Raw genomic sequence first — 23,305 nt, forward strand, 5'->3', positions numbered from 1 at the left:
TCCGCACTTCCCCTCTCCCAACCCTCTCCCCTGAAGGAGAGAGGGCTATGAGGTAAGATCATGAACGAACTGACCAATTTCGCGAACCCGGTGGCCAAGCCGGAGACCTTCGACCAGATCCAGATCGGCATCGCCTCGCCGGAGCGTATCCGCTCGTGGTCGTTCGGCGAAATCAAGAAGCCCGAAACGATCAACTATCGCACGTTCAAGCCCGAGCGTGACGGCCTGTTCTGCGCGCGCATCTTCGGTCCGATCAAGGATTACGAATGCCTGTGCGGCAAGTACAAGCGCATGAAGTACAAGGGCATCGTCTGCGAAAAGTGCGGTGTCGAAGTCACGGTGTCGAAGGTTCGCCGTGAGCGTATGGGCCATATCGAACTCGCCGCCCCCGTCGCGCATATCTGGTTCCTGAAGTCGCTGCCGTCGCGCATCGGCCTGCTGCTCGACATGCAGCTCAAGCAGCTCGAGCGCGTGCTGTACTTCGAATCCTATATCGTGATCGAGCCGGGCCTGACCGCCCTCGAAAAGTATCAGCTCCTCACCGAGGACGAACTGCTCGACGCGCAGGACCAGTATGGCGAGGACGCGTTCTCGGCCGGGATCGGCGCCGAAGCGGTCAAGCAGATGCTGATCGACCTCGACCTCGAGGGCGAGAAGCGCGACCTGCTCGAAGAGCTGGCCGTGACCAAGTCGGAACTGAAGCCCAAGAAGATCATCAAGCGGCTGAAGGTCGTCGAGAGCTTCCTCGAATCGGGCAACCGTCCCGAATGGATGATCCTCGACGTCGTGCCGGTCATTCCGCCCGAACTGCGCCCGCTGGTGCCGCTGGACGGCGGTCGCTTCGCGACGTCGGATCTGAACGACCTGTACCGCCGCGTTATCAACCGCAACAACCGCCTGAAGCGGCTGATGGAACTGCGCGCGCCGGACATCATCGTCCGCAACGAAAAGCGCATGTTGCAGGAAGCGGTCGACGCGCTGTTCGACAACGGCCGTCGCGGCCGCACGATCACCGGTGCCAACAAGCGTCCGCTCAAGTCGCTGTCCGACATGCTGAAGGGCAAGCAGGGCCGCTTCCGCCAGAACCTGCTCGGCAAGCGCGTCGACTATTCGGGTCGTTCGGTCATCGTGACCGGTCCGGAACTCAAGCTGCACCAGTGCGGCCTGCCGAAGAAGATGGCGCTCGAGCTGTTCAAGCCGTTCATCTACGCCCGTCTGGACGCCAAGGGTCTGTCGATGACCCTGAAGCAGGCCAAGAAGTGGGTCGAGAAGGAGCGCAAGGAAGTCTGGGACATCCTCGACGAGGTGATCCGCGAGCATCCGGTCATGCTGAACCGCGCGCCGACGCTCCACCGTCTGGGCATCCAGGCGTTCGAGCCGGTGCTGATCGAGGGCAAGGCGATCCAGCTGCACCCGCTGGTCTGCTCGGCGTTCAACGCCGACTTCGATGGCGACCAGATGGCCGTCCACGTTCCGCTGTCGCTCGAAGCGCAGCTGGAAGCGCGCGTCCTGATGATGTCGACGAACAACATCCTGTCGCCCGCCAACGGCAAGCCGATCATCGTGCCGTCGCAGGACATGGTGCTGGGTCTCTACTATCTGTCGATGGAAAAGACGAACGAGCCGGGCGAAGGGATGCTGCTGGGCGACATGGCGGAGGTGCATCAGGCACTCCACGCCGGTGCCGTAACGCTGCACACCAAGATCGTCAGCCGCGTTCCGCAGACCGATGAGAATGGTCAGCAGTATCTCAAGCGCTATGAGACCACCCCGGGTCGTATGTTGCTGGGCGAATGCCTGCCGAAGTCGCACAAGGTGCCGTTCGACACGGTCAACCGCCTGCTGACCAAGAAGGACGTCGGCGACGTCATCGACGAGGTGTATCGCCACACCGGGCAGAAGGAGACCGTCCTGTTCGCCGACGCGATCATGGCACTTGGCTTCCGTCACGCGTTCCGTGCCGGCATCTCGTTCGGCAAGGACGACATGCTGATCGCGCCGGACAAGGACAAGCTGGTCGACGAGACTCGCGACCAGGTGAAGGACTTCGAGCAGCAGTATCAGGACGGCCTGATCACGCAGCAGGAGAAGTACAACAAGGTGATCGACGCCTGGAGCCGTTGCGGCGATCAGGTCGCGACCAGCATGATGGACGAAATCAAGGCGGTTCGCCGCTACGAGGAAGGTCCGATGCAGGGCCGCGAGAAGCCGATCAACTCGATCTACATGATGGCCCACTCGGGTGCCCGCGGTTCGCAGGCGCAGATCAAGCAGCTGGCCGGCATGCGCGGGCTGATGGCCAAGCCGTCGGGCGAGATCATCGAAACGCCGATCATCTCGAACTTCAAGGAAGGCCTGACCGTCCTTGAGTACTTCAACTCGACCCACGGCGCTCGCAAGGGCCTCGCGGATACGGCGCTCAAGACGGCGAACTCGGGCTACCTGACCCGCCGTCTGGTCGACGTGTCGCAGGACTGCGTCGTCATCATGGACGATTGCGGTACCCAGCGCGCGCTGGAAATGCGCTCGATCATCGAAGGCGGCGCGACCATCGCGTCGCTGGGCGAGCGCATCCTTGGCCGCACCACGGCAGAGGACGTGGTCGATCCGAAGACCGGCGAAGTGGTGTTCCCGACCGGAACGCTGCTCGACGAAGCCATGGTCGCCAAGATCGAGGCGATGGGCCTTCAGGCGATGAAGATCCGCAGCCCGCTGGTCTGCGAAGCCAAGGTCGGCGTCTGCGGCACCTGCTACGGCCGTGACCTCGCCCGTGGTACGCCGGTGAACATCGGCGAAGCGGTCGGCGTCATCGCGGCGCAGTCGATCGGTGAGCCGGGCACGCAGCTGACCATGCGTACCTTCCACATCGGTGGTGCGGCGCAGCTGAACGAACAGTCGAACCTCGAAGCGCCGGTAGACGGCACGGTCGAGTTCCGCGACCTGCGCCTGATCGAGGATCAGCGTGGCCGCCGCGTGGTGCTCAGCCGTTCGGGTGAGATCGCGATCGTCGACATGGACGGCCGCGACCTGTCGGTCCACCGCATCCCGTACGGCGCGTATGTGCTGTTCGACGATGGTCACATCGTCTCGCAGGGCGACCGCATGGCGGAATGGGACCCGTTCACCGCGCCGGTTATCACCGAAACCGCCGGTACCGTGAAGTTCATCGACCTGATCGAGAACAAGACGGTCACCGAGCGCGTTGACGAAGCGACCGGTATCGCCCAGCGCGAGATCATCGAATATCGCGCCACGTCGAAGTCGAAGGAGGATCTGCGTCCGCGTATGACCCTGCTCGACGCGAATTCGGGCGAGGCTGCGCGCTACATGCTGGCGCCGGGCGCGGTGCTGTCGGTCGAGGACGGCGCACAGGTGCAGGCGGGTGACGTTCTCGCCCGTGTCGCCCGTGAATCGGCCAAGACCCGCGACATCACCGGCGGTCTGCCGCGCGTCGCCGAGCTGTTCGAGGCGCGCATCCCGAAGGAAGCGGCGATCATCGCCAAGGTCTCGGGCCGCGTCGTGTTCGGCAAGGATTACAAGGCGAAGCGCAAGATCGGCATCCAGCCCGAGGATGGCGGCGAGGTCGTCGAGTATCTGATCCCGAAGTCGAAGGTGATCGACGTTCAGGAAGGCGACTATGTCAAGCGCGGCGACAACCTGATCGGTGGTTCGCCGAACCCGCACGACATTCTGGAAACGCTCGGCATCGAGCCGCTGGCCGAGTATCTGGTCAGCGAAATCCAGGGCGTCTATCGACTGCAGGGCGTGAAGATCAACGACAAGCACATCGAGACGATCGTTCGTCAGATGCTGCAGAAGGTCGAGATCACCGACGGTGGCGACACCACCCTGCTGGCCGGCGAACAGCTCGACCGTGACGAGATGGACGAAGCCAATGCGAAGCTCGAACCGGGTCAGGCCCCGGCGCAGGGCAAGCCGGTGCTGCTCGGCATCACCAAGGCGTCGCTGCAGACCCGCAGCTTCATCTCGGCCGCATCGTTCCAGGAAACGACCCGCGTCCTCACCGAAGCGTCGGTGCAGGGCAAGATCGACAGTCTGAACGGTCTGAAGGAAAACGTCATCGTCGGCCGCCTGATCCCGGCGGGCACCGGTGCCGGCATGAACCGCCTGCGGGTCGCGGCATCGTCGCGCGATGCGGCGCTCCGTGCCCAGCAGCGGGCGCTGCAGGGCTTCATCGCGCCGAACTCGGCCGAGGAAGAACATGCCGCCGAGCTGGCCCGTTCAGCCCGCGACGGTCAGGGTGCCAACGATCCGCTGGCCGATGTCGTGCCCTCGGGCACCGGCACCGACGCCGATGCGGGCGAGTATCTGAACGACTGATCGTTCGGGTCTTCGTGAGTTGAACGAGCCGCCGTCCGGGCAACCGGGCGGCGGTTTCGTTTTGGGGGTAGAGCAACGCACCGCCCTCTCCACCACGTCGCCTCCGGCTAGACCCGGATGACGATGGTTCCGAGCCACCTTCCCTCGCCCGCGCGTCCGCCCTACCCTGCCGCGAACCAAGGGGGACCCATGCACCGCATCCTGTTCGCGCTCCTGCTGCTCGCCGCGCCGGCAACCGCCCAGACCTACCACCCGCCCTCCGACCCGTCGGCGCACAAGGGTCCGCGAACCGGCCCGCCGAACGAGGTCGCCGTGCTTGGTTCGCCCCATTTGTCGCAACTGCCCGACGGCTTCCGTCCTGAGGCGCTCGCCCCGCTGCTCGACAGGCTCGCCGCGTGGAAGCCGCAGGCCATTGCGATCGAGAGTCTGTCCGGCGCCCAGTGCGACGAACTGCGCCGCTATCCCTATCGCTACGCCGACACCATCGACTCCTATTGCGCCGACACCGCCGCCGCGCGCGCCGCGACCGGGCTGGACGTTCCAACGGCCAACGCCGCCTTCGCGAAGATCCTCGCGGACTGGCCCGCCACCCCTTCCGCCGCGCAGCGCAGGCGATTGGCCGCCACCTTCCTGGCAGGAGGAGAACAGGCGTCCGCGCTCGTCCAGTGGCTGCGCTTGCCCCCCGCCGAACGCCGCGCTGGCGACGGGCTGGACACCACGCTGGTCGAACGCCTGACCAAGCTGGCAACGCGGCATGACGAAAGCCTGATGATCGCCGCACGCCTCGCCGCTCGACTGGGACTGGAGCGCGTCTATGCGATGGACGACCACAGCGCCGACCGGATGATGGCGAAGGCGGACGAAGCCCCGTACGGCGCGGCGATCCAGAAGGCGTGGGACAATCCCGCCGGGGCGAAACGGCGCGTGCGGGACGGAGCGGCCCAGCGCGACCTTGCAACCGGTCCCGGCATCCTGACGATGTATCGCGCCTTCAATGCGCCGGACATGGCGGCGATCGTCTATGCCAGCGACTTCGGCGCGGCATTGGAGGAGCCTTCACCGCAGCGGTTCGGCCGGCAATATGTCGCCTATTGGGAAACCCGCAATCTGCGGATGGCGGCGAACATCCGCGACATGCTGGGCGAACGGCCGGGGCAGCGCGCATTGGTCGTAGTCGGCGCGTCGCACAAGCCCTATCTGGACGCCTATCTGCACCAGATGCACGATGTCCATGTGGTCGACGTGATGCCGCTGCTGCGCTGAACCGGAGCCGGCGGCGCGGCCGATCGTTCTCTCCTGCACAACAAGGGAGGACATGCCATGGCGCAGGACGACGTAACCGCCGATACGCTGGCCGACAGCGTCGACGACGCCATGCTGGCCAAGACCCGCCCGCCGGTCGGCGCGATGGTCCTGCTGGGCATCGCGGCGGGCGCACAGATAGGGTTCGGCGCGATCGGTTATCTGGTGGCGCAGGCGGGGATGACGCCGGGCGGCGGTACGCAATTGCTGTCGGGCGTCGCCTTTTCGGTCGGGCTGATGCTGGTAATGGTGACGGGCACGCAGTTGTTCACCGGCAACACGATGCTGGTCCTGCCCGCCGCCCAGCATCGGCTGGGCATCGGCGAGACGCTGCGCGACTGGAGCATCGTGTGGGGTGCCAATCTGGTCGGCAGCCTGGTCATTGCCGCCCTCTTCGTCGCCTCGGGCGCACCCCATGCGGTGGGCGGCGCGGTGGAACAGGCGGCGCTGAAGACCGCCGATACGAAGCTGGCCAAGGACTGGATCGAACTGTTCGCCTCCGGCGTGCTTGCCAATATGCTGGTATGCCTCGCGGTCTGGATGGCGACGGGGGCCAAGACCGTCGCGGGCAAGATCGCCGCCGTGATCGGCCCGGTGACGCTGTTCGTGGCGGCGGGGTTCGAGCATTCGGTCGCGAACATGACGCTGCTGCCGGTCGCCTGGGGACTGGACCCGGCGGCGGTGCCGTTCGGGCCGCTGCTCGGCAATCTGCTGCTGGTGACGGCGGGGAACATCGTCGGCGGGTCGCTGGTCGCGATCACCTTGGCAGCGGGGCACCGGGTGCTGACGAAGGCACAGTAGCGCGCGCGATCGAAGCGTCGTCTTGGCGAAGACTGGTCTTCCTGTGAAAGCACGGAACAGGAACCGCCTTATAACCCAGCCTGCGCTGAGGCGTCATTTGCGGGAAGCAGGGCAAACCAGACATCCCCGAATATGAAAGAGGCCGCCGGGGTCTCTCGACGCCCGACGACCTCAAGCATGGTCAGCGGCCGGAAGCTCCAGCCCGGGAGACCATGCGAGCCGCTCTATTCCCGGCCACGGCGTTGACTGGGGGAGGATACCCCCCGCACGCGGCACGGGACGTTAGCGGCGCGTCTCCCGAACGAACTGAACCGACCCCATTGCTGAACCATGAGACATCGGATCACCTCCTTTCGCTAGTTAAAGCCGTTACGCACCGACCGGTGCGCACCCGCAACGTGGGGCATCCGGCGATCACGTACAAGACTTGTAATCCGTACGGTTCCGGCCATACTTCGCGCCCCTGACCGCGGGGAATCAGCGCCCCGCCGGTCGGCAGCCGCGCACCACCCTGCCGATGGCGGGATCGCCCGGAATGCGCAGGATCGGCCCCTTGCCCGCCGCCACCCCGATAACATCCGCCCGCATCAGCGCGTCGAGAAACGTCTGTCCGGTCGTTACCGGCGTTTCCAGCGCGCCATCGACCACCTGCGCCGGGAAGGTCGCGGCGGCATCGTCGGTGAACAACGCGATCGTCGCCCCGTCCGCCACGTCGCGCGACACCAGGATGCGGCGGGCCGGGCGGTCGCACCGAAGGGCAAAGGCAATCCGCCCGTCGGCGGTGTAGCGCGCGGCGTCGCGCGTTGCCGACCAGCTACCGGCCAGCGGCACCGCTCCGTCAAGTTCGGGCGTCGGCAACTGTCCGGGCTTTCGCGGGCGGGGCGACGGCGCCGGGGTTGGCGATGGTGCAGGACTGGCCGTTGGCACCGGAGCGGGTGGCGGCGGTTCGCTCGAACAGCTCGCCAACGCCAGCAGCACGACCGGCACCCGCCCCCGCATCAGCGGCGACAATCCTCTGTCACGCGCAGCACTTCGGCCCAGGCGGGCAGGACCAGCCGGCCGACCGGAGCGCCCTCGACCACGAACCGCCCCCGGCTGAACCCGATCGCATCCAGCAGCCGGTCGCTGGCGGCAAGCGAAACGCCGACCCCGCCGGCCAGCGGCTGAACGTTCAGCGTCCTCTGCGTGCTGGTCGTACGGATGGTAACGCCGCCGGCGGTCGGCCGCGGGGTGGCGAAGGTCATCGTGACTTGTCCGGCGGCGCGGTCACAGGTCAGCGTCGCCACCGGCGCAGCGCCGCGCGCACCATAGGTCGCCATCGATCCGCCGCCCAGGCCACGATATTGCCAGTCCCCCGGCGTGCGCGGCAGGTCGCGCCAGTCGGCAACCGGTGCCACCGGTGTCGGGCGGACCGGCGCCGGCGGCTGGACGGGGGCCGGCACCTCTTCGGTCGCGGGCGGCGCACCGGGCGGTACGCACCCGGCCAGCAGGACGACGGCGGCGAGGGGGAACAGAATACGCATGGCGCCCTTATGGGCGATGCGGACGGTAGCCTCAACCGGGGACGGGGCCAAATGCCTTCCATCACCCCCCGTCATTCCGGCGGAAGCCGGAATCCACGGATGGGGTGCCGTCGCGATGGAGCCGACCGCATCCGACAAAATGGATCCCGGCCTTCGCCGGGATGACGAAAGTCGGTCCAATCCTACGGCGGCAGGATTGGCGAAATGGCCCGCTACCGCCCGCGCCCGCCGCCGCCGGCCATCCGCATCGCCTTCTGCTTGCCATAGCGCGTCTTGCGCGTCCCCGGCTTGCCCTCGTTCGACCGGCCCATGATCGGTGCCTTGTGCTCGCTCGCCGGCAGGCCAAGTTCCTCATTCTCCAGCGACCGGATCTCGTCGCGCAGCCGCCCGGCGGTTTCGAACTCCAGATTCGCCGCCGCCTCGCGCATCTGCTTTTCGAGGCTTTCGATGTACGAGCGCAGGTTGTGGCCGACCATGTGGCGCGGTCCGTCCTCGTCGATCTCGACGGTCACCTGATCGCGCGAGGCGACGTCGGCGATGATGTCGCCGATCTGGCGCTTGATCGTCGTCGGGGTGATGCCGTGCGCCTCGTTATAGGCGCGCTGCTTTTCGCGGCGGCGGTCGGTTTCAGCGATGGCGCGCTCCATGCTGCCGGTCATCCGGTCGGCATAGAGGATCACCCGCCCGTCGACGTTGCGCGCCGCGCGGCCGATCGTCTGGATCAGCGAGGTTTCGGAGCGGAGGAACCCTTCCTTGTCGGCGTCGAGGATCGCGACCAGCCCGCATTCGGGAATGTCCAACCCTTCGCGCAACAGGTTGATGCCGACCAGCACGTCGTACACCCCCATGCGCAGGTCCCGGATCAGTTCGATCCGCTCCAGCGTCTCGACGTCCGAGTGCATGTAGCGGACCTTGAGGCCGGCTTCGTGCATGAACTCGGTCAGATCCTCGGCCATGCGCTTGGTCAGCGTGGTGACCAGCGTGCGATAGCCGTTCTTCGCCGTCTCCTTCGCCTCATGGATCAGGTCGTCGACCTGTTCCTCGACCGGCCGGATCGTGATCGGCGGATCGATCAGCCCCGTCGGGCGGATGACCTGTTCGCTGAACACGCCGCCGGTCTGCTCCATCTCCCAAGTGCCCGGCGTCGCGGACACGCACACCGTCTGCGGCCGCATCGCGTCCCATTCGTTGAAGCGCAGCGGCCGGTTGTCGATCGCGCTGGGCAGGCGAAAGCCATACTCGGCCAGCGTGATCTTGCGCCGATGGTCGCCGCGCGACATGCCGTTGATCTGGCCGATCGTCTGGTGGCTTTCGTCGACGAACAGCAGTGCGTTTTCGGGCAGATATTCGAACAGCGTGGGCGGCGGTTCGCCGGGCAGGCGACCGGTCAGGAAGCGGCTGTAATTCTCGATCCCCGCACACGAACCGGTGGCGGCGATCATTTCCAAGTCGAAATTGGTGCGTTGCTCCAGCCGCTGTGCCTCCAGCAGCTTGCCCTCCATCACCAGTTCCTTGAGCCGCTCGGCCAGCTCATGCTTGATCGCCTCGCCCGCCTGTTTCAGCGTCGGCCCCGGCGTCACATAGTGCGAGTTCGCATAGACGCGGATCGAGTTGAGATTCGCGATCTTCTTGCCCGTCAGCGGGTCGAACTCGGTGATCTCCTCGATATCGTCCCCGAAAAAGGTGATCCGCCACGCGCTGTCCTCGTAATGCGACGGGAAGAGTTCGAGGCTGTCGCCGCGGACGCGGAAATTGCCGCGCTGGAACGCGGCATCGTTGCGCTTGTACTGCAGCGCGACCAGCTTGCGCACGATCTCGCGCTGGTCGACGACATCGCCCTTCTTCAAATCGAAGATCATCGCCGAATAGGTTTCGACCGATCCGATACCGTAGAGGCACGACACCGACGCGACGATGATGACGTCATCGCGCTCGAGCAGCGACCGGGTAGCCGAATGCCGCATCCGGTCGATCGCCTCGTTGGTCGAGCTTTCCTTCTCGATATAGGTGTCCGACCGCGGCACATAGGCTTCGGGCTGATAATAGTCGTAATAGCTGACGAAATATTCGACGGCATTGTCAGGAAAGAACGACTTCATTTCCCCGTAGAGCTGCGCGGCGAGAATCTTGTTGGGCGCGAGGATCAGCGCGGGGCGCTGCAGCTCCTCGATCGTCTTGGCCATGGTGAAGGTCTTGCCCGAGCCGGTGACGCCCAGCAGCACCTGATCCTTCTCCCCCGCCTTGGCTGCCGCGACCAGTTCGGCAATCGCGGTCGGCTGGTCGCCGGCGGGTTCATAGTCGGACTTGATGACGAAGCGTTTTCCCGCATCCACCTTCGCCGGACGCGCCGGGCGGTGGGGGATGAAGGTCTGCCCGGTTTCCGGTTCGGACAGGTCGGTGCGGATCATGATCGCCATGCGTCGGAATATGGGTGACGCGGAACGGGACGGCAACATTCGGAGCGGGCGGATTCGTGATTCACGCCAAGTTCGCGAAGAAGAAGGAATTGGCTCGCGCGGAGGCGCGGAGCGGTTGCGTGACCGACCAACACCCGAATCGGCCACAAACGTCACCCTAGCGAAGGCTGGGGTCTCCCGGTAGTAGAGCGCGCGCCTCGTCGCGGGAGATGCCAGCCTTCGCTGGCATGACGGGATCCGGGGGCCTGAGGGGTAGAGTGACGCTCCTGCGCACGGACCTCCTCCGCGTCCCCGCGCCTTCGCGTAAACCAAATCCCCCTCGACACCCGCCCCGAACCCGATAGCTTGGCCCCCAAAGGGGACCCATGACATGCGCACACTGATCGCCACCGCCGCCTGCCTGCTGGCCGCCACGCCCGCCATCGCCGAACCCGATTGGGCACCCGCCGTCCGCGCGGACTACAGCGCGTCGCTGGGGAGCATGTGGGACTGGTTCCATCGCAATCCGGAACTGTCGTTCAAGGAGGTGAAGACCGCCGATCGCATGGCGACCGAGTTGCGCAAGGTGCAGGGAATGCAGGTCACCACCGGCGTCGGCGGCACCGGCGTGGTCGGCGTGCTGAAGAACGGGGCAGGTCCGACCGTACTGGTCCGCGCCGACATGGACGGCCTGCCGGTCGAGGAGAAATCGGGCCTGGCCAATGCCAGCAAGGTGCGGCAGGTCGGCGTCGACGGGGTCGAGGCACCGGTAATGCACGCCTGCGGCCATGACACGCACATCACGTCGATGGTCGGCACCGCCCGCCGGCTGGCGGCGCTGAAGGACCGCTGGAAGGGAACGATCGTCTTCATCGTCCAGCCCGCCGAGGAACGCGTCGGCGGCGCGAAAGCGATGGTCGCCGACGGTCTCTACAGCCGTTTCCCCAAGCCCGACTATGCCTTGGCCTTCCACGTCGCCGCCGGGCTGCCCGCCGGCATGGTATCCGCGTCGGAGGGCATCCAATATTCGTCGTCGGACTCGGTCGACATCGACGTGCCGGGCATCGGCGCACACGGCGCCAGCCCGCATGCCGGCAAGGACCCAATCTATATGGCGTCGCAGCTGGTGATCGCGCTGCAGGGACTTATCAGCCGCGAACGCCAGCCGCTCGCCCCCGGCGTCATCACCGTCGGCTCGTTCCACGCCGGGCTGAAACACAATATCATCAGCGACATGGCGAAGCTGCAGGTAACCGTCCGCGCCAATGACGAAGCGACGCGCAAGCAGCTGCTCGACGGCATCCAGCGCGTGACCACCGGCATCGGCACGCTGAACGGGATGCCGGCCGACAGGATGCCGACCGCGAAAGTGATCGAGGGCACGCCGACCACGATCAACGACGGCCCGCTCGCCCGTCGCCTGAACGCCGTGATGGCGACGACGCTGGGGGCGAAGAATGTCGTGCCGTTCGAACAAACCGGCATGGGCGCGGAGGACTTCGCCTATCTGGTCCAGCCGGATTCCAAGGTGAAGGGATATTATTTCGCGGTCGGCGGCACCCCGATGGCGGACATCGTCGCGGCGAAGAATGGCGGGCCTGCGATCCCATCGCACCATTCGCCACTGTTCAAGATCGCGCCGGAGCCGGCGATTGTGACCGGCACGATCGCGATGACCGCAGCGGTGCTGGATTTGCTGGGGCCGCAAAAGGCGGGGTGACGCCCTCTCCTCACCCACCCCGTTTGGTTCGAGCAGCTTCGAGCGAAGTCGAGAAGCGTCTGTCGAGAACCCTGACTTTGGGGCACCCCCTTCTCGACTACGGTTCTCGACAGGCTCGAACCTGCGCTCGAAGCAAACGGGGTGTGGGGTTGGGGGCGGGACGGGAGGGTAAGGGAGGCGGAAAGCCCCTCTACCCGAACACCGACCAATCCGCCTTGTCCGCCAGCAACTCCAGCGCCCGGACCCCCAGAATCGAATTCCCCTGCTTGTCGAGATTGTTCGACCACACCGCGATCGACGCGACCTGCGGCACGATGGCGAGGATACCGCCACCCACCCCGCTCTTGGCCGGCAAGCCCACCCGATACGCAAAGTCGCCCGAACCGTCATATTGGCCGCTGGTCGTCATCAGCGACAGCAAGCGCCGCGTCCGCTTCGCCCGTTTGTCGTCCTCGGCATCGCCGGTCCGCGCGGTGCGGGTCAGGAACAGCCCGGCCTTCGCCAGCGACTGGGCGCTCAACTCGATCGCGCATTGATGGACATAGGCTTCCATCACCTCGTCGATATCGCTGTGCAGATTGCCGTGATGCTTGGCAAAGCTCATCATCGCGCGGTTCAGGTCGCCGCCCTTGCGCCCGCTTTCCAGCACGTCGTCGTTCAGGATGACCTCGCTCAGCCCCGCCTGCGCCCGCACGAACTCGACCACCGCCCGCGCCGATGCATCGTCGCCCTTATGCTCGACCAATATGTCGCACACGACCAGCGCGCCGGCGTTGATGAACGGGTTGCGCGGCACGCCCTTGTTGCGTTCGAGGTCGACGATCGAATTGAACGGATCGCCCGAGGGTTCCCGCCCCACCCGCTTGAACACCTTGTCGCCGCACGCCTCCAGCGCCAGTTCGAGCGCGAAGACCTTCGAAATGCTCTGGATCGGGAAGCGGATATGCGAATAGCCGCCATGATGCACCTGCCCGTCGGCGGTCGCGACCGTCATGCCGAACCAGTCGGGCGAATAGGCGAGGCCCGCCTCCGCCGCCGCCTCAATCTCGGCGGCATTGGCGGTGATCTCCTCCGTTACCTCGGCAACGATGCGGGCGAGGTCGGTCATAGTGTTTCCTTGTTGCGATACAGACGAAGGGTAGCATGCGCTCCTGCCAAAGGCGAACCGTACCCCCACGGAGGCGGGGGTCCACAGCCACCGAAGGCAGCGCCTGCGACCCTGGATCCCCACCTGCGCGGGGATACGGTCGCTAGATCGTGACCAGATTGTTCAGGTTGATGATCGGCAGCAGGATCGCCAGCACCATCATCAGCACCAGCCCGCCCATCAGCAGCAGGACCATCGGTTCGACCAGCGCGACCAGTGTCGCGACCAGTGCGTCGAGTTCGCGCTCCAGTTCCCCCGACGCGCGGTCGAGCGCGGGGGCCAGCCGACCCGACGTCTCGCCCGAAGCGACGATCGCGACCAGCATCGACGGAAATATCTCCGCCTCCGCCATCGCCGCGCGCAACGACAACCCTTCGCGCACCCGCGCCGCGACGGTCAGCGCCTTGTCGCGCACGAAGCGATTGGGGGTGACGGCGGCGGCGGCGTGCAGCGCCTCGACCAGCGGCACCGCGCTGCCGACCAGCGTCGCGAGGCTGCCGGCGAAACGCGCAGCATTATGCTGGCGGCTGAACCGACGAAACGGCGCCCGCGTCGCCAGCCGCCGGTCGACCCGCAACCGGTTAGTCGGCACCCGCAACCACCGCGCCCCGACTAGGAACAGCACCAGCCCGCCGACCGCGACATACAGCCCGTAGTTCTGGATGAACGCCGACAGCGCGATCAGCGCCCGCGTGAGGAACGGCAACTCCGCCCCGCGCGACACGAACACGCGGACGATATCGGGCACGACATAGACCATCAGCAGCACCATCATGCCGAAGCTGACGGTGGCCAACAGTGCCGGGTACAGCAGCGCCAGCTGCATCTTCTGCCCATTGGCCTGCCGCGTCTCGACGAAATTGGCGAGGTGATTGAGGACGTCGGGCAACCGCCCCGACTGTTCGCCCGCCGCCACCGACGCGCGGTAGAATTCGGGAAAGGCCTTTGGATGCCGCGCCAGCCCCTGCGCGAAGCTGCGCCCGTCGAGGATCGCGGCACGCACGTCCAGCAGCAGCGCGTTGACCGCGGCATTGTCCGCCTGGCCCGCGACGATCCGCAGCGATTCCTCGATCGAAATATCGGAGCCGACCAGCGTCGCGATCTGGCGGGTCATGGTCGCCAGCGCCTTGGCCGACACGCCCCGCCGGAACAGCCGGGGGAGATGGATGCTGCCGAGCTTCGGGCCTTTCTCGGCGGCTTCCTCGACCGACAGCGGGAGCTCGCCGCGTTCGCGGAGGAGCGCGCGGGCGGCGGCCGGGCTAGAGGCCTCGATCACGCCCTTCACGGTCGCGCCGGTGCGGGAAGCTGCGCGATAGGCGTAGGCGGTCATGGAAGCCCCCGCCCCATCCCCACCCGAAATCCGTTTGGTTCGAGCAGCTTCGAGCTTGTCGAGAAGCGTCCGTCGAGAACGCCTGCCCAGCGGAACCCCGTTCTCGATACGCGCTCTCGACAAGCTCGATCGCTACTCGAACCAAACGGAATTTCTGGGTTGAAGGAAAAGGAGGGCAAAATCACCCCTCGTCCCGCACGACCCGCGCGACCTCCTCGACCGTGGTCACTCCGGCACGCACCTTCGCCACGCCATCGTCCAGCAACGCCGGATTATCCACCCGCGCCGCGCGCTCCAGATCGGCCTCGGCCGCACCGTTATGGATCATCGCCTGCAACCGGTCGTCGACCGCCACGACCTCGTACAGGCCCGCACGCCCGCGATAGCCCTCGTGGTGGCATGCCTCGCAGCCGCCCTTGCGCCACAATTTCTTGCCCGGCTTGATCGCGCCGCCCAGCAGCACACTGTCCGCCTCGGTCGCGCGGTCCTGCCAGCGGCATTCGACGCACAACCGCCGTACCAGCCGCTGCGCGACCAGCCCGACCAGCATCGGCGCCAGCAGGTAGCGCTCGACCCCCATGTCGATCAGCCGGGTGACCGATCCGATCGCGGTATTGGTGTGCAGCGTCGACAGCACGAAATGGCCGGTCATCGACGACCGCACCGCCGTCTGCGCGGTTTCCTGATCGCGGATTTCGCCGACCATGATGACGTCGGGGTCCTGCCGCAGGATCGCGCGCAGTCCCCGCGCGAAGGTCATGTCGGTACGCGGATTAACCTGCGTCTGCGCGATTCCCGCCAACTCGTATTCGATCGGGTCTTCGACCGTCATCACGTTGCGGCGGCGGTCGTTGAGCCGGGTCAATGCGGTGTAGAGCGTCGTCGTCTTGCCCGAACCGGTCGGTCCGGTGACCAGCAACAGCCCGTGCGGACGTTCGAGCAACCGCGCGAACACCGTCTCGTCCCGTTCCGACATGCCGAGGCCGGCGAGGTCGAGCATCATGCCCCCACGTTCGAGCAGGCGCAGCACCACGCGTTCGCCATGCTGGGTCGGCATGGTCGACACGCGGGCATCGACGTCGTGCCCGCCGATGCGCAGCGTCACCCGCCCGTCCTGCGGCGTGCGGCGCTCGGCAATGTCCAGCTTCGCCATGACCTTGATCCGGCTGACCAGCAAAGGGGCCAGCGCGCGCGGCGGCTCGACGATGTCGCGCAGCACGCCGTCGATGCGGAAACGGACGACGAGGCGCTTTTCCTGCGTCTCGACATGGACGTCGGACGCGCCTTCCTTGATCGCCTCCAGCAGCAGCGCGTTGATCAGGCGGATGACCGGCGAGTCGTCGCGTGCGTCGAGCAGGTCGTCGACCGCCGCCGCGCTGTCGGCCAGCGCCGCGAGATCGGTTTCGGCCAGTTCGATATCGGCGGCGGTCGAGGCGCTACCGCCATAGCTCGCCTGCAACGCCGCATCGAACGCGCCGTCGTCCAGCGCCACGAACGGGATGCCCGGCGCGACCCGCTGCACCTCCAGCATCGCGTCCAGCGTCGCGTCGGCGCGGTGGACGCATTCCATGCCCGCCTTGCCCAACCGGATCAGCACGCCGCCCTTGCGCGCATAGCCATAGGGCAGGCGCACCGGTTCGGCATGGAGCAACGTGTCGGTCACGGCTGGAACTCCACGGTCGCATTGACCCGGCCGGAGGTAGCGCCCCGCTGCATCGTCACCCGCCGCACGTCGATGGTGCTGGTCGACGCGACCGAACTGAGCCACGTCACCACCGCCGGATAGGGCGCATCGGTCAGTGTCGCGGTGATCGCGCCATTCGCCTCCGCCACGACCGGCTGCAACCCGGCAGTCGCCGCGATGGAGGTGATGACCGCTTGCGGAGGCCCGGAAGCGATGGTCTGCGGCGCGGACTCCAGCCGCCCGGCGGCACGGACCCGCGCCATCAGCGTCTCGGCCTGGCGGATATCGGCACGCGCCAGCGCCCGCGCCGCCTGCACCGGCTTCACCACGCCGTATACCAGCACCACCCCGGCCAGCAGCGCCGCCAGCGTGCCCACCAGCACCCGCTCGCGCGTGGTCAGCCCCTGCCACCAGCTGTCGAAGCGACCCAGCGCCGCTTCGATGCGGGCGTTGCGTTTCAGCAGGACGATCATGCGCCGCGTGCCACGATGCGCAAAGTCCCGCCGGGGGCCGCCACGACCTGTGCCGCGACGCCCGCCGCCGACAATGCCGCACGCACCCGGTCGGCCATGCCGGTCTCGGGCGATTCGCATTCGATCGTCAGCGCATTTCCTTCGAAGCTCATCGTCCGCACCACCAGGACCGGCCCGATCGGGCTGAGTGCCCCGCCGACCCGCGACAGCAAGGGCACGAACCGGTTGCTCCCGGTCGGACGCGGCAGCAGGTCGGCGACCCGCACCATGAAATCGTCGCCCCCGGTCGGCACCGACGGCGCGGTCGTCGCGACCAGCTGTTGCAGCGCGTCGTAGCGCCGCTCGGCAATGCGTTGCAGCATCAGCGTATCGGCCACCGCGATCACGCCATGCGCCAGCGCCGCGATCCCGAGGATCATCGCGACCTTGCGCGTGGTGCTGGGCCACGCCGTACGCCTGCGGGCATAGGCACCTTGCCGCAGGTCGATCGGTGTCGCCGCCACCCGGTCGGCCAGCGATGCCGGTGGAAAGGCCGCGCCGTCGCCCGCCATCGCTTCGGGCAGCGGATCGCCCGACGCCGCCACCTTGGGCCGCCCCGCCGCCTCCCATGCCGCGACCAGCATGGGCAATGGCAGCGCAAATCCGGTGCCGTCGGCGGCGCGGACCAGCGCGCGGCCGCCCGTCACCTCGACGCTCCACCCCTCGACCGGGACCGGCAGCACCAGCGCATCGGGTATGAACGCCGACGTACCGATCCCGGCGGCTTCGGCGATGGCGATCCATTCGGCCATCACGCCGTGCCGGACCACCGCCACCAGATAGCGTTTGTCGCCGACCGTATCGCCCAGCGCCAGATGCACCGCGTCCAGCGGATCGGCGATCCGGTCCTCGATCGCGAAGGGTAATGCCGCCAGCCTTTTGGCCCGGCTGGGCAGCGGCAGATCGACGGCGAGGAGAAGGACCGATTCGGACGGCACGAGCAAGGTTGTTGCCGCGACCGTCCCATCGACTAATATGGCTTCGCCGCCCGCGACAGCCCACACGCCGGCGGCCGGACCGGCGGGGGCGGGTTCGATTGTCACAATGGCTTCATCGTGTGGACGCATTGGGGCGTGGATGCGCATCTTATTCCGAAAGTTTCGTGACACCTTGGCCGCGAACCCCGCCGCCCGCAAGGTTTCTGTCCCTGACAACCAGGCCGGCCTAACATTGGTCGAAATGATCGTCGTGCTGGCGATCATCGCGCTGGTCGCCGCGTTGATCGTGCCCAACGTCATCAACCGCCCCGATCAGGCGCGGGTGACGACCGCCGGCACCGATATCAAGTCGATCTCCGGTGCCCTCAAAATGTACCGGCTCGACAATGGCGATTACCCGACGACGAATCAGGGGCTTAAGGCGCTGGTCGAAAAACCGACCCAGCCACCGGTCCCCGGCGCCTATCCGCCCGATGGTTACCTGTCGCAGATGCCGCAGGACCCGTGGGGCAATCCCTATGTCTACGAATCGACCGGTGGGCGCTTCACGATCAAGTCGCTCGGCAAGGACGGCAAGCCCGGCGGCGAGGGCCTCGACGCCGATATCGACGGGTCGGCGCGCTGATCCACGCCCAGCTTCGTCATTCCCGCGCAGGCGGGAATCCATTGCCGCCGACGTTTGTGAGCGATTCGCACCGTCAGCGTCGATGGGCTCCCGCCTGCGCGGGAGCGACGGACGATTCCCAGTCCGGCATGACCCTGATCGAGATGCTGATCGTCCTTGCCATCGTCGGCGTGGCGGCGGGAGCGGTCAGCCTCGGCATCGGCGCCGCCACCCGCGCGCCCAATGTCGAGACGGAAGCGCGACGACTGGCCGTCCGGCTGCAGGCGGCGGCGGACGATGCGATGCTGGGCGACCGGCTGATCGCGCTGACCACCGACACGCACGGCTATGGCTTCGCCCGGGTCGGCCCACGCGGGCTGACGCCGATCACCGACGATGCGCTGGCGTTCCACACCCTGCCCGGCGGCATGGTCATGGCGCTCGACACCGCACCGCCGGTGATTTTGGGCGTCGACGGCACCGGGCAACCGCTGGGCGCGACGGTGACCGGCGGCGACCAGACGTGGCGGGTGCAATATGACGGCGTGACGGCGCGGGCGACGAAGGTGACGAAGTGAAGATCCTCCCCGGCACGGGGAGGGGGACCATGCGCAGCATGGTGGAGGGGGCTGTCCCCAGACGCGACCGTTGCGTTGCGCGGCGCTCCCCCTCCACCATCCGCTACGCGGACGGTCCCCCTCCCCGTGCCGGGGAGGATACAGATTCCGGCTTTTCTTTGATCGAGGCGATGGTGGCGCTGGCGGTATTGGCGATCGCCACGGTAGGGCTGATCGGCGCGGTCGAGCAGCACATCGATTCGACCCGTGGCGTCGAACGGCGCGCGATCGCGATGTGGGTCGCCGAAAACCGGCTGGCCGATCTGGAAGTGGGGACGCCGGAGGCGAATGGGGAAACGGTGGACATGCTGGGACGGAACTGGAGCGTGGCGGTGAACCGGACCGCGACCAGCGATCCCGCGCTCGACCGGGTGACCATCACCGTCACCCCGGCAGGGGAAAGTGCGGTCATGGCCCGGCTCGACGGCTTCCTGCGCAAGGACGCGGCATGATCGTCGTCGAACGCCTGAAAGTCCGTGAACGCTGGGTCGACTGGCTCGCCGCCGCCGCGATCGTGTCGGTCGCCTTCGCGCTCGCCGGCGTCGTCTGGCGCATCGCCGGTCACGCCGATACCGGCGCGATCACCGTGCCCTCCGACGCCCGCGCCCGCGCGGTCACCGTCGACACCGGCCCGGCCATCGCCTGGTCCCCCTTCGGCAGCCCGACCGCCGCCGACGCGACCTCACCAACCGGCATCCAAGCGGTCCTGAAGGGCGTCGTCTTCGCCCGCCCCGCCGAACTGTCGATCTCGTTCGTGTCGATCGGCAACGAACCAGCCAAGCCGTACAAGGTCGGCGACGCGCTGGCAGGGGCGCAGGTGACCGAGATTCGCCGCGACCGCATCATCCTGAACAATGGCGGGCGGCTCGAATATCTCGCCTTCCCCGATCCGTTCGGACAGGCGACGCCCGTGCCCGGTGCCGCCCCCGCCCCTGCGCCGGGCCAGCCGATGGCGCAGCCCGCCCCCGCCACCACGCCCGCGCCCCCCAGCGCACAGGCGGTGCTGTCGCGCCTGAACGCCACGCCCGTAGCCGGGGGCTATGCGATCGGCGCCAACGCCCCGCCGGGAATGCGGCAGGGCGATGTCGTCCAGTCGGTCAACGGCGCCGCCATGACCGACCAGTCCGCCGTCAATTCCGCCATCGCCAGCGCCGCCGCATCGGGGCAGGCACAGGTCACCATCCTTCGCGACGGCAAGCCGATCACCGTCTCCATTCCCATTCGTTAGGGTTTTCCCCCGTGCGCCACCGCTTCGCCTCCGCCTTCCTGTCCCTCGCGCTCGCCGCGACCAGCCTGTCGCCGGCCATGGCGCAAGCGCAGGCCGCCGACATCGTCGTCAACATGCGCGGCGTGGAGATCGCCGACGTCGCCGATCAGATCAGCCGCATCACCGGCCGCACGCTGATCCTCGACCCCACGGTCAAGGGGCAGGTGACCGTCACCTCGGCCGAACCGCTGTCACCGGCGGGCGTGTGGGAGTTGTTCCAGTCGGTGCTGCGCGCCAACGGCTTCGCGGCGGTGCGTTCCGGCTCGGCATGGCGCATCATCCCACAGGCCAATGCAGTGCGCGACGGCGGCGTGCGGTCGCGCGGGGTCGGCGGACAGGAACTGACCACGCGTATGGTCCGCCTGTCCAACGTCCCCTCGGCCGATGCCGCGCGGATCGTGCGCCCGCTGGTCGCCAGCTTCGGCAGCGTCGAGCCGCTGACCCAGCCCAATGCGATCGTCGTCACCGACTATGCCGATAACGTCCGCCGGATCGAGGCGCTGGCCCGCTCGCTCGACGGCGGCGGCGGTTCGACCTTCGCCACCATCACGCTGACCAACGGCAACGCCGCCGATATCGCGACGGCGATGCAGGCGGTGCTAGGCGAGGGCGGCGCGCGCGTCGCGGGCGATCCGCGTAGCAACACCATCCTCGTGCGCGGCACGCCCGCCGGCGTCGCAGAGGCGCGCCGCATCGCCCAGTCGCTCGACGCGCGCGGCGGCAGCGCGACCATGTCCACCCGCGTCTTCCGCCTGAACTATGCCGATGCGGAAAGCGTGACCGAGGTGCTGCGCGGTATCCTCGGCCAGCAGCAGTCGGCGACCAATCCGGTCGCCCGCAGCCTCTCGACCGTCAGCCAGCGCAACAATGCCGGGCAGGCGCTGTCGGGCCTGATCGCCAATGGCGGCGCGAATGCGGGCGCGCTGGCCGCCGCCGCCAATGGCGGAGGGCTCGGCACCGGCGGCAGCATCAGCACCGTGGGCCAGAACCAGACGGCGACCCCGGCACAGGGCTTCACCACCCCGGACATCACCGTTCAGCCCGCCCCCGACATCAACGCAGTGGTCGTGCGCGGCACGCCGACCGCCATCGCCCAGATCGAACGGCTGATCCCCGACCTCGACGTCCGCCGCCCACAGGTGCTGATCGAAGCGGCGATCGCGGAAATCACCGGCGACGATGCCGAACGGCTTGCGGTACAGATCGGTACGGCGGGCGCTGCGCTGACGCAGGTCAGCGGGGCCGGTACGTCGTTCACGAATGCCGGCAGCTCCCTCGGGCAGATCCTGGGGGTATTGGGCGTGCCGGCGGCCGGGCTGCTGTCCGGCGGTCTGTCCGCCAATATCGGCATCGGCAACGACTTCTCGATCCTGGTACAGGCGCTCAGTACCTCGCAAAAGGCAAACCTGCTCTCGACCCCGCAGATCACCGTCCTCGACAACAAGCTCGGCGAGTTCGTCGTGGCGCAGGAAGTGCCGTTCGTGACGGGTTCGATCCTGACCGGCAACGGCACCGCCAATCCCTACACCACCATCGAACGCAAGGACGTCGGCATCACCCTGCGCGTCCTGCCGCGCATCAATGCCGGCGACACGATCCGGCTGGAGGTAAGCCAAGAAGCCTCCTCCATCGCCCCGACCCAGGTCAGCGGCGCGGCGGACATCATCACCAACAAGCGATCGGCCAACACCACCGTCCTCGCCGACAACGGCCAGACGATCGTGCTGGGGGGTCTGACCAGCGACGATTACCAGCGGCTGCGCAGCCAGGTGCCGATCCTCGGCAGCCTTCCCATCGTCGGCGAGCTGTTCAAGGGCCGCACCGAAAGCCGCCAGAAGCGCACGCTGTTCGTGTTCCTGAAACCCACCATCCTGCGCGACGGCGCGGATGCGGCGGAGGCGGCGCGCACGCGTTACGACCGGTTGCGGCGGGAGGAAGTGTTGCAGGGGGACAAGCGCAGCCTGCTCCTCAATCCCCCCGCCCCGCGTCTGACCATGGAAATCGACGGGATTTATTGACGCCCCTACCGTCACCCCGGGCTTGCCCCGGGGTGACGAAGCAGAGAGCGACTATGCTCCAACCCCCAACCGCTTTCCCAGCCAGCGATCGATCAGGTCGATCGTATCGGGATCGGAAATCGGCCAGCCGCGATATTCCGCCGTGCCGTCGCCGGTCATCATCAGCGGCTTGAAGGCGTGTTCGACCTTCGGCATCCGCGCCACCGTCGCATCCGGATTGTCGCTCAACGCACCCAATGCGGAGGGGATGGCCAGCCGGTTGCTAATCACCGTATCGCCGGCAGCATAGAGCGCGAGTACGGGTGCCTTCACCTGCCGCAGCACCGCGCCCGGCCCGACCGTGTAGAGCGACGACGTCGCCGGATCGCTCAGCGTCTTCACCGCCCCCTCAGCCTGCGCTGCCGTCCAGCCCGCCGCGACGAACGCATCGACCACCCCTGCCCGGCCCGTCGCGACCAGCCCCGGCGCACCGCCGCCGGTCAGGTCATCCAGATAGCGCCGCGTCGCATCGATCACGTCCGACACCGCCACGGGCTTCATTCCCGACGTCGCCAGCTGCTCCTGCATCGAATCGAGGAACAACTTGCCCCGCTCGCCCGCGGGGGCCGACAGCATCACCACCGCCGCGATCGGCGGTGCGGCGACGCGCGGCGTAGCGACCGCCAGCGCCGGGCCGATCACCCCGCTCTGGCTCATCCCCAGCACCGCGATCCGCGCGGGATCGATCACGTCGCCCCGCGTACGAAGCCACGCCAGCACCGCCGCCGCATCGCGCTGCGCCACGTCGATCGCGTCGAAGAACGTTCCGGTCGACTTGCCCATGCCGCGCTTGTCGAAACTGCACGTCGCGATCCCTCGCGCCAGCAACCGCTGTTCGAGCAGCGGATAGATGCCGTGCGGCGACTCCCCCGCTCCGCCCAGCAGCAGCACGACCGGCGGATGCTGCACGCCCGGCGGCAGTTGCAGTTCGCCCGCCAATGTGACGCCGGGTTCGGAAGCGATCCGCACCGCCTCCTTGGTCGGCGGGGTCTGGGCGAACAGCGGCGCGACCGGCGCTCCGATCAGCAGGGCAAAGGGCAGCAGGCGTCGTGCGGCGATCATCGTC

General features: G+C 67.4%; 18 protein-coding genes. 9 read left to right on the forward strand and 9 right to left on the reverse strand.

Features of this window, described 5'->3' with window-relative positions:
* Nucleotides 1–60: 60 nt before the first annotated feature.
* From rpoC to MF609_RS07830, 3 genes are all read left to right on the forward strand, one after another.
* Entirely contained in the window at nt 61–4,341 is a 4,281-nt protein-coding gene (gene rpoC, locus MF609_RS07820) for a DNA-directed RNA polymerase subunit beta' (RefSeq protein WP_242415754.1), read from the forward strand.
* Between the two features lie 189 nt (nt 4,342–4,530).
* Nucleotides 4,531–5,604 (forward strand): DUF5694 domain-containing protein, encoded by a 1,074-nt coding sequence (locus MF609_RS07825; RefSeq protein WP_242415755.1) that lies wholly within the window; start codon nt 4,531–4,533, stop codon nt 5,602–5,604.
* 57 nt (nt 5,605–5,661) lie between these two features.
* Nucleotides 5,662–6,444, forward strand: coding sequence for a formate/nitrite transporter family protein (locus MF609_RS07830; protein WP_242415756.1), 783 nt, complete (start codon nt 5,662–5,664; stop codon nt 6,442–6,444).
* A 477-nt stretch (nt 6,445–6,921) separates the two neighbouring features.
* On the opposite strand, the gene MF609_RS07835 is transcribed toward MF609_RS07830, so the two are convergent.
* The 3 genes from MF609_RS07835 to uvrB form a co-directional block, all read right to left on the reverse strand.
* Nucleotides 6,922–7,443, reverse strand: coding sequence for a hypothetical protein (locus tag MF609_RS07835; RefSeq protein WP_242415757.1), 522 nt, complete (start codon nt 7,441–7,443; stop codon nt 6,922–6,924).
* Nucleotides 7,443–7,967: a hypothetical protein gene (locus MF609_RS07840; protein WP_242415758.1), complete on the reverse strand. Its 525-nt coding sequence runs from the start codon at nt 7,965–7,967 to the stop codon at nt 7,443–7,445. The genes MF609_RS07835 and MF609_RS07840 overlap by 1 nt, the downstream gene beginning before the upstream one ends.
* Before the next feature lie 212 nt (nt 7,968–8,179).
* A complete protein-coding gene (gene uvrB, locus MF609_RS07845; RefSeq protein WP_242415759.1) occupies nt 8,180–10,384 on the reverse strand; it encodes an excinuclease ABC subunit UvrB in 2,205 nt (734 codons plus the stop codon).
* Between the two features lie 370 nt (nt 10,385–10,754).
* On the opposite strand from uvrB, the gene MF609_RS07850 reads away from it, so the two are divergent.
* Nucleotides 10,755–12,083: an amidohydrolase gene (locus MF609_RS07850; protein WP_242415760.1), complete on the forward strand. Its 1,329-nt coding sequence runs from the start codon at nt 10,755–10,757 to the stop codon at nt 12,081–12,083.
* A gap of 190 nt (nt 12,084–12,273) precedes the next feature.
* Here the strand turns inward: MF609_RS07850 and glsA are convergent, their stop codons facing one another.
* The 5 genes from glsA to gspL form a co-directional block, all read right to left on the reverse strand.
* Nucleotides 12,274–13,191 carry a glutaminase A gene (gene glsA, locus MF609_RS07855; RefSeq protein WP_242415761.1) on the reverse strand — a complete coding sequence of 306 codons (918 nt, stop codon included), beginning with the start codon at nt 13,189–13,191 and terminating at the stop codon, nt 12,274–12,276.
* 142 nt (nt 13,192–13,333) lie between these two features.
* On the reverse strand, nt 13,334–14,560 hold the full coding sequence (locus MF609_RS07860; protein ID WP_242415762.1) for a type II secretion system F family protein: 1,227 nt from the start codon (nt 14,558–14,560) through the stop codon (nt 13,334–13,336).
* A gap of 181 nt (nt 14,561–14,741) precedes the next feature.
* On the reverse strand, nt 14,742–16,223 hold the full coding sequence (locus MF609_RS07865; RefSeq protein WP_419723071.1) for a GspE/PulE family protein: 1,482 nt from the start codon (nt 16,221–16,223) through the stop codon (nt 14,742–14,744).
* A complete protein-coding gene (gspM, locus tag MF609_RS07870) occupies nt 16,220–16,717 on the reverse strand; it encodes a type II secretion system protein GspM (RefSeq protein ID WP_242415763.1) in 498 nt (165 codons plus the stop codon). Before gspM ends, MF609_RS07865 begins: the two co-directional genes overlap by 4 nt.
* A complete protein-coding gene (gspL, locus tag MF609_RS07875; RefSeq protein WP_242415764.1) occupies nt 16,714–17,799 on the reverse strand; it encodes a type II secretion system protein GspL in 1,086 nt (361 codons plus the stop codon). The genes gspM and gspL overlap by 4 nt, the downstream gene beginning before the upstream one ends.
* Before the next feature lie 34 nt (nt 17,800–17,833).
* Here gspL and gspG point away from each other — a divergent pair, with 34 nt between their 5' ends.
* The 5 genes from gspG (at nt 17,834) to gspD (ending at nt 22,200) form a co-directional block, all read left to right on the forward strand.
* On the forward strand, nt 17,834–18,319 hold the full coding sequence (gene gspG, locus MF609_RS07880; protein ID WP_277991129.1) for a type II secretion system major pseudopilin GspG: 486 nt from the start codon (nt 17,834–17,836) through the stop codon (nt 18,317–18,319).
* A gap of 56 nt (nt 18,320–18,375) precedes the next feature.
* On the forward strand, nt 18,376–18,876 hold the full coding sequence (locus MF609_RS07885; RefSeq protein ID WP_336944461.1) for a prepilin-type N-terminal cleavage/methylation domain-containing protein: 501 nt from the start codon (nt 18,376–18,378) through the stop codon (nt 18,874–18,876).
* Between the two features lie 98 nt (nt 18,877–18,974).
* Nucleotides 18,975–19,367, forward strand: coding sequence for a type II secretion system minor pseudopilin GspI (gspI, locus tag MF609_RS07890; protein WP_336944565.1), 393 nt, complete (start codon nt 18,975–18,977; stop codon nt 19,365–19,367).
* Complete coding sequence (locus MF609_RS07895; RefSeq protein ID WP_242415767.1) at nt 19,364–20,143, forward strand: type II secretion system protein N; 780 nt, start codon at nt 19,364–19,366, stop codon at nt 20,141–20,143. The genes gspI and MF609_RS07895 overlap by 4 nt, the downstream gene beginning before the upstream one ends.
* 11 nt (nt 20,144–20,154) lie before the next feature.
* Entirely contained in the window at nt 20,155–22,200 is a 2,046-nt protein-coding gene (gspD, locus tag MF609_RS07900; protein ID WP_242415768.1) for a type II secretion system secretin GspD, read from the forward strand.
* A gap of 51 nt (nt 22,201–22,251) precedes the next feature.
* Here the strand turns inward: gspD and MF609_RS07905 are convergent, their stop codons facing one another.
* Complete coding sequence (locus MF609_RS07905) at nt 22,252–23,301, reverse strand: alpha/beta hydrolase (protein WP_242415769.1); 1,050 nt, start codon at nt 23,299–23,301, stop codon at nt 22,252–22,254.
* Between the last annotated feature and the right edge of the window lie 4 nt (nt 23,302–23,305).

Origin of the sequence: Sphingomonas panni (genome assembly GCF_022664435.1) — a bacterium.
In the GTDB taxonomy this organism is placed as follows: domain Bacteria; phylum Pseudomonadota; class Alphaproteobacteria; order Sphingomonadales; family Sphingomonadaceae; genus Sphingomonas; species Sphingomonas panni.

Coding starts and splice junctions, on each gene's coding strand:
- rpoC (WP_242415754.1), top strand. CDS start 61: ATGAACGAACTGACCAATTTCGCGAACCCGGTGGCCAAGCCGGAGACC.
- MF609_RS07825 (WP_242415755.1), top strand. CDS start 4,531: ATGCACCGCATCCTGTTCGCGCTCCTGCTGCTCGCCGCGCCGGCAACC.
- MF609_RS07830 (WP_242415756.1), top strand. CDS start 5,662: ATGGCGCAGGACGACGTAACCGCCGATACGCTGGCCGACAGCGTCGAC.
- MF609_RS07835 (WP_242415757.1), bottom strand. CDS start 7,443: ATGCGGGGGCGGGTGCCGGTCGTGCTGCTGGCGTTGGCGAGCTGTTCG.
- MF609_RS07840 (WP_242415758.1), bottom strand. CDS start 7,967: ATGCGTATTCTGTTCCCCCTCGCCGCCGTCGTCCTGCTGGCCGGGTGC.
- uvrB (WP_242415759.1), bottom strand. CDS start 10,384: ATGGCGATCATGATCCGCACCGACCTGTCCGAACCGGAAACCGGGCAG.
- MF609_RS07850 (WP_242415760.1), top strand. CDS start 10,755: ATGCGCACACTGATCGCCACCGCCGCCTGCCTGCTGGCCGCCACGCCC.
- glsA (WP_242415761.1), bottom strand. CDS start 13,191: ATGACCGACCTCGCCCGCATCGTTGCCGAGGTAACGGAGGAGATCACC.
- MF609_RS07860 (WP_242415762.1), bottom strand. CDS start 14,560: ATGACCGCCTACGCCTATCGCGCAGCTTCCCGCACCGGCGCGACCGTG.
- gspM (WP_242415763.1), bottom strand. CDS start 16,717: ATGATCGTCCTGCTGAAACGCAACGCCCGCATCGAAGCGGCGCTGGGT.
- gspG (WP_277991129.1), top strand. CDS start 17,834: ATGCGCATCTTATTCCGAAAGTTTCGTGACACCTTGGCCGCGAACCCC.
- MF609_RS07895 (WP_242415767.1), top strand. CDS start 19,364: ATGATCGTCGTCGAACGCCTGAAAGTCCGTGAACGCTGGGTCGACTGG.
- MF609_RS07905 (WP_242415769.1), bottom strand. CDS start 23,301: ATGATCGCCGCACGACGCCTGCTGCCCTTTGCCCTGCTGATCGGAGCG.